Here is a 6,572-nt window from a genome sequence, read left to right on the forward strand (position 1 = left end):
ATGCTCTCTAACGAGAAAGTTAATCGTTCTTATGTTCGAATAAATAGAGATACTCTCCGTAGCCTTCTTCCTCCAGTCTTTCCTTCGGAATAAAGCGTAAAGAAGCGGAGTTGATACAATAACGAAGCCCGGTGGGTGCCGGCCCATCGTTGAAGACATGGCCGAGATGCGAGTCGGCTACCCGGCTTCTGACCTCCGTTCGAACCATCGAATGCTTCAGGTCCAGCTTCTCCTTGATGCTGTGTGACTGCAGCGGTTTCGTAAAGCTGGGCCACCCGCACCCGGAATCAAATTTATCCAGGGAACTGAAGAGAGGCTCTCCCGATATAATATCGACATAGATGCCTTCTTCCTTGGAATCCCAAAATTCATTTTGGAAAGGCGGTTCTGTAGCTTCGTTTTGAGTAACCTCATACTGCATAGGGGTGAGGCGAGTTTTTAAGCTGTCCCGATCTATCTTGCGGCTCCAATGCCGTTCGATAAAATCCTCCCTGCCGGAGCCTTGCCGATAACGACGGTAATGGGCGGGATTTTTGCGATGGTAATTCTGATGGTAATCCTCTGCCGGGTAGAAAGGAGCCGCCGGAATAATCGGGGTCACGATCGGCTTGTCGAAGCGGCCGCTATCTTCCAGCTCCTTCTTGGATTGCTCGGCTTCTTCCCTCTGCTTCTCATTGTGATAGAAGATGGCCGTCCGGTAAGAGCTTCCCCGGTCATAGAATTGTCCTCCCTCATCGGTCGGATCGATCTGCATCCAGTAGATTTCCAACAGCTTGCGATAAGGGAAAATCTCGGGGTCATAGGTGATCTGAACCGCTTCATAATGCCCGGTTGTGTCCGAACAGACCTGTTCATAGGTCGGGTTTTCCAGAGTCCCGCCGGTATATCCGGATACGACTTGAATGATGCCGGGCAATTCCTCGAATGGGGAAACCATGCACCAGAAGCATCCGCCGGCGAAAGTGGCCAGTTCATAGTTACGTTCTTCTTGCGGGGCCATGGTGTGTCCTCCTTCATATACTATTTGTCAGGGTGAAACGGATTGAGATGATTCTTATTGTAATTATCCTTCTCGGCATTGGCAAATGTATGGCGAATGACGTAACGAAGGAATGTCGAATATCGGCGGCTTCGTTCCATGGGTTTAATCCGGGCTGCTGCAGGCTTGGACGAAGGCTTCGAACAATTTGGCGGACAAGCTGTCCGTAAGCGCGGTATGTTCGGGATGCCATTGGACGCCAAGAACGAACTTGGAACCGGGATGCTCGACCGATTCAATGACTCCGTCGGGCGCCCGGGAGGAAACCCGGAAGCCGGGGGCTTCCTGCTTGACCGCCTGATGGTGAAAGCTGTTGACCTTGACCTGTTCTGTGCCGGCAATGCTATGAAGAAGCGTGCCTTCCAGAATGGTGATCTTGTGGCTCCTATGCGATCGGGGAGCTTTCTGGGCATGCTGGATAGAGGGATGCTGCGAACCCAGATCCTGATATAGGCTTCCCCCGAAGGCCGCATTTAACACCTGGCAGCCGCGGCAAATGGCAAATACCGGTTTGTTCAGCGCGAGAAAGCGGCGGGCCAGGTGAATCTCGCTCCAGTCTCTTGCCGGGGTCACAGTGCCCAGTCCGGGGATAGGGTCCTCTCCGTACCACTCCGGATCGATGTCTTCCCCTCCAGATAACAGTAAGCCGTCCAGAGTTTCGGCTAATTGCTCCACATCCTGCAGCTCCCGAATGACCGGAATAGCAACAGGCAATCCCCCGGATCTCAGTATCGTATCCGAATATACATGTCCGAGATAAACCTGCTCTTCATTCATATAACAGGTAATTCCCACAAGCGGTTTAATCGCAAAGACCACCTTTCGTCCTTAGTTTGATTCCATTGTACTCCTTCTTCTTCCAGGTTAGAAGAGGCCGGGGCTTAGGAGATTTCAGGGGAAAATGTCGAATTTGGAATTCCTTTGTCATACTTTGTAATACTAAATATTACTTGTCGGAAGAATGAAGCTATTTAATAGAAAGAAAAACAAGTATAGCTTTTGCTAGATTCGGGAAAACTGAGTGTGAGAAGAACTAATAAAAGTCTATTTTTTAAAGATGGGGTGATTAAGAATGTCTTTCAGATCGCCATTTTCTATTAATCGACTGGCACTTATCACTATTTTCCTTATTTTGTTAGGGGTATGGGGGCAATTTCGCGTGTTTGCCGATGTTACGGCAGCCGAAGACCCATGGCGGGAACTGATGAACTTAACCGATTCTTTATATGATGAAGCTAATCTGGTAATCTATCAGGAGAGTGTTTTTAACACTTATAGCGATCCGGCGGAATTCACAGCTATAGGCCGCGAGACCGCAGAGAGGCTTCAATTGCCGGAAGGAAGCCTGAACGCACTCCCGGATGGACGCCTCTGCTATGAGACCGCCGCACCTATGTCCGGCGGTCAGGTAACGATGAGACTAGTCGCCCTGGATGATGGTGTTACGGCTTATCTGACCGTGCGTTGGGATGGGGCTGTCCGGGAATTTCCGCAGGCTTTGGAGTGGCGGGAATCGATGCCGGAAAGCGATGGAGCTAGATGGAATATAGGGATTCAGGGGATGGTACGGGATAGCTTGCAGGCGAACTCCGGCAAGGAAGAGGTTATCCTGAGCGTACAGAATAAGCTGCAGGCTCAGCGCATTGACCGTTATGAAGATGCCGGAAGCTTGAGCGTTTCATTGTCCTCCCCGCTGCTTAATGAATATATCATAAGCGGACAGCATAAAATTCATGCGCAAGCCGCTGTGCACCAAGTGACCGAAAGCGGCAAATGGAGGCTGACCCTCGGTTTTCCGGCAATCACGATGGAGTATTAGCACGGCATAATTGTTTATAGCGAACGCCGTGCAAGCGGCTGTCAGTATAAGGCCGCGAAGAGATGGGAGGGAAGGTTTTCTCGAATGAGAGGATCGATGAAAATCTTTTTGGCAGTGCTTTTTTTTGTAGCGGTCGTCATTTATATTGTAATTTCCCAAGGAGGCTTGTCCTGGTTCGCCAGTAAGAATGTATTTCAAGAGCAATCAGTGGACGCTGACAAAATAGAAAGAATCAATATTAATACCAGCAGTGCAGATGTGCAAATGGTCTCCGGCGACGCTGAGCAGATTGTGATTAAGCTGGAGGGGAAGGCAAACCAAAGCTACCGGAAGAAGACGGCTCTGCGGGTCAAAGAGGCCGGAGACACTCTGAATGTTGAGGTGAATCTGCCTAACGGCATCAGCTTCGGCTTCGCGCCAAACGATGTTAATCTCAAGGTAGAGCTCCCCGAGAAGATTTATAAAGAATTGAAGCTGGAGAGCTCAAGCGGAGACCTTAGCCTCGATTCGGTGAATGCGGTCTATATGCAGTTAAGAAGCTCTTCCGGGGACATTCAGGTCAGCCGGTTCTCCGCCGATCTGATTGAGTTCCGGGCATCCAGCGGAGATATCAGCATTCTCGACGGATCGGCTGAGCTCCAGGGAGAAACCAGTTCGGGGGAAATTTCGATAGAGCTGGGTGAGCTGGGACAAGACATGAATCTGGAAACGTCCAGCGGGGATATCGACATCCGGCTAAGCGACTGGCCTTCGGGGCTGGACCTCGATTTCCGTTCCGGTTCGGGGGATGGCAGAGTCGGACTGGAGGGCTTCGAATACGAAACGGATAAATCCAACCGGATTGTCGGCAAGATAGGTGAGGGGAAGATCAAGATGAAGGTAAGGACAAGCTCGGGTGATTTTTCTCTGACGAGGTGAACTCGGGCACAGATCCGCGACAGGGTCCAATAAATAATGGGCGTTGGTCCCTATCCTTTGTTCGGGCGAATGCATAGGATATAGCAGCCTAAGGAACAACCCGATAAAGGAGTGTTACTTTCAGTGAGTTATTTTGATACGGGAATCCCCTATGGATCTCCCCAGCCGTTATACCCATCTCCGTCTTACCCGTCGTATCCGTCCTATCCATCCCATCCTTCTTATCCTGAAGGACCAGGAGTTTTACCCGCTTTTGCCCAGCCATCGATTCGCCCCCGGGAGCTGATTGCCCGCTTCCGCCCGCTGGTGAATTACGGATTAAAGGAGGCGCAAACGACGGGTACCCGACATGCCATGACGGAAGTAGTATTAATAGCGTATTTAATGGGAAGAGGATATCCTCTTCAGAAGGCCCATCAGTTGGTGGAGTCTTGGGAAGTGGATGAGACGTTTCCCCGAACGGAAAATGGGGAAGTATAGCAGCATAAGGGAACCGGCAGAACCAACTGCCGGTTCTTGGCTTATTAGTATGTTTGTGGGCAACCGGGTCATGTGACCCGGGTCCAGTCGAGCGAAACAAGCTTCAATCCGTTTGAAGACTATCCGCTGACCGAATTCGTGTTAGGTGAGAAAGGAACCGAAGAAGTAAGTTTCCGGCCTGGAAAAGCGCCGGCGTTCGCCTCGTTATCCCAGGATTTCAACCTTCAAAAAATAGATTCCCAAGAAATCTGAGAATAACAGCGATTGGATGTCTAAACTTGTCTCGTTGGACAGGCTCCATGGATCAGTATGGGAAAAAATCAGAAGGCGGTGAAGAGAATGGATTTTCAAGCGACCAGTTGGCAGGAGGAACCGGCTCCTCCCCATGCCATAAATTGCAGCAATTGCGAGTTAGCCGGACAGCGCACCCGGGTGATTTGGGGAGAGGGGAATCCGCAAGCATCCGTTCTAATTTTGTTGGACAACCCCGGGGAGAGGGAGAACCGGGACGGAGAGCCGTATGTTTGCGGCACCCGGCAAACGTTACAGAAGGCCGCATGGGAGGCGGGCTTCACCGAGAACGATCTCTATGTAACCTATTTATTGAAATGCCGGCCGAAGAGAGCCTACAATAAAGAAAAGGCAAGAGCGGCCTGCAGGGAGCATTTGCAGCTGCAGTTAGATCAGAAGCTTCCACGGTTTATTTTTTGCTTGGGAAATACGGCTGTGCAGTCTTTTCTCGGAAATCCGGAGGCCGAGGTTAAGGAACTGCGGGGGAAGTGGCTTGAAGCCGACGGGCGCCATCTTCTGGTTTCTTACCATCCTCTGGCGGTTCGGAGAAGACCTAATTTATACCCCCGCTTTGCCGCCGATTGGAAAATGCTGTTTGACCGTTATCGGCAAGAGCATGCCGGAACCGGGGCGCTCACAAGTAAGTAACGCATGGTTGGCTCTAACAGCGTACCGCGTCTGATTTGACTTGCTATAATTGACTCTTAGGCAAACACACATCCTGGGCGCAAGCATATATTATCCATATAGAGGCAAGAGTGATGCAACCGAAAGGAGTGGCTAATCGATGCGAGGTCAGGCGAAGTCTTATTTTATTGTCGGAAATACAGCGAAAGGTCCTCACAGCCTGTTTGATTCGGCTTACAGCAATGTGAAGAGCCTCTATGTTCTTACAGGAGGGCCCGGTACGGGGAAATCCGCCATCATTCGAAATTTGGCGAATACAATGCAGGAACGGGGCTGGGATGTGGAGCTTTATCATTCCTCCCTCGACAGTGAAGACCTGGACGGGATGATCGTTGCCGGCTTGCAGGCCGGTTTGATTGACGGCACGGCTTGTCCGGAAGCTTTGCAATCCGGTGTAGGGAATACGCTTGAGGTATTCGATTTGGATGAAGCGGTGGATCGTAATTTATTGCAGGCGGATGAGAGCCGGATGTCCGAACTGCAGCAGGAAATAGAGCATTGGTATAATAAAGCTATAGATACTTATAACTTGGGCTTGCAAATCCATGATGAATGGGAAAAGATCTATATCGATAACATGGATCATGCTGCAGCCGATCGAATTACCCGGGAATTGGCCGATTCTTTATTTGGAGTAAGGAAGGATTCGAAACCGGCCAAGGTCATTCACCGCTATCTTGGAGCGGCGACATCCAGAGGCCCTGTTGATTTCATCATGCCTCTGACAGAGGGACTCCCCAGACGGATTTTCGTTAAGGGACGCCCGGGCTCGGGGAAATCGACGATGATGAAGAAGCTGGCCGCCGAGGCGGAAAGACAAGGGTACGATGTGGAAATGTTCCATTGCGGCTTCGACCCAAACAGTCTCGATATGCTGATTTTTCCGGATATCAATGTGGCCATTTTCGATAGTACGGCTCCCCATGAGCATTTTCCTTCCCGGGCAGGGGATGAAATTTTGGATATGTATGAGAAAACCTTTCCGCCAGGAATAGATGAAAAATATGCGGATTCGATTGCGGAGATCCGTGCCCGCTATACTTCGGCAATGGGTGAAGCCAATGCATGCTTGGCCAAGGTGAAAAGTTTGCGCGATGAATGGAAGAGGCTTTACCGCAAAGGTGTAGATTCCGCCAAGGTTGCTGAGATCGAGAGCCGAATCCGGGGGGCTTTCGAGAAGCAAGTCCATAAAATTTAATCCTATTGCAGGGACTATCTGATCAGGTAGTCCCTGTAATTTATTGCGACTGTTTTTTTCACCTCTTCGAAAAAACTTCGTTAAAAGCTTTTTTTACCACATTGGAAAGTTTAAGTTCATTAAAGTATTGAAATGGAGTG

General features: G+C 50.2%; 7 protein-coding genes. 5 read left to right on the top strand and 2 right to left on the bottom strand.

Features of this window, described 5'->3' with window-relative positions; genetic code table 11:
- Positions 1 to 19 precede the first annotated feature (19 nt).
- Positions 20 to 1,000: a peptide-methionine (S)-S-oxide reductase MsrA gene (gene msrA, locus ACTHRH_RS24180; RefSeq protein WP_144937350.1), complete on the bottom strand. Its 981-nt coding sequence runs from the start codon at positions 998 to 1,000 to the stop codon at positions 20 to 22.
- A gap of 144 nt (positions 1,001 to 1,144) precedes the next feature.
- A complete protein-coding gene (locus ACTHRH_RS24185; protein ID WP_379291770.1) occupies positions 1,145 to 1,858 on the bottom strand; it encodes a gamma-glutamyl-gamma-aminobutyrate hydrolase family protein in 714 nt (237 codons plus the stop codon).
- Between the two features lie 253 nt (positions 1,859 to 2,111).
- On the opposite strand from ACTHRH_RS24185, the gene ACTHRH_RS24190 reads away from it, so the two are divergent.
- The 5 genes from ACTHRH_RS24190 to ACTHRH_RS24210 all read left to right on the top strand — a co-directional run bounded on the left by ACTHRH_RS24190 (position 2,112) and on the right by ACTHRH_RS24210 (position 6,432).
- Positions 2,112 to 2,858: a YwmB family TATA-box binding protein gene (locus tag ACTHRH_RS24190; RefSeq protein WP_144937344.1), complete on the top strand. Its 747-nt coding sequence runs from the start codon at positions 2,112 to 2,114 to the stop codon at positions 2,856 to 2,858.
- 84 nt (positions 2,859 to 2,942) lie between these two features.
- Positions 2,943 to 3,776, top strand: coding sequence for a DUF4097 family beta strand repeat-containing protein (locus ACTHRH_RS24195; RefSeq protein WP_144937341.1), 834 nt, complete (start codon positions 2,943 to 2,945; stop codon positions 3,774 to 3,776).
- A gap of 123 nt (positions 3,777 to 3,899) precedes the next feature.
- A complete protein-coding gene (locus tag ACTHRH_RS24200; protein ID WP_379291773.1) occupies positions 3,900 to 4,256 on the top strand; it encodes a hypothetical protein in 357 nt (118 codons plus the stop codon).
- Between the two features lie 339 nt (positions 4,257 to 4,595).
- Positions 4,596 to 5,195, top strand: coding sequence for a uracil-DNA glycosylase (locus ACTHRH_RS24205; protein WP_440417993.1), 600 nt, complete (start codon positions 4,596 to 4,598; stop codon positions 5,193 to 5,195).
- Positions 5,196 to 5,334: 139 nt separating this feature from the next.
- Positions 5,335 to 6,432, top strand: coding sequence for a PRK06851 family protein (locus ACTHRH_RS24210; protein WP_440417995.1), 1,098 nt, complete (start codon positions 5,335 to 5,337; stop codon positions 6,430 to 6,432).
- The last annotated feature ends 140 nt before the right edge of the window (positions 6,433 to 6,572 follow it).

The sequence above is a fragment of the Paenibacillus sp. SAFN-117 genome, from assembly GCF_051966115.1.
Lineage (GTDB): Bacteria > Bacillota > Bacilli > Paenibacillales > NBRC-103111 > Paenibacillus_L > Paenibacillus_L residui.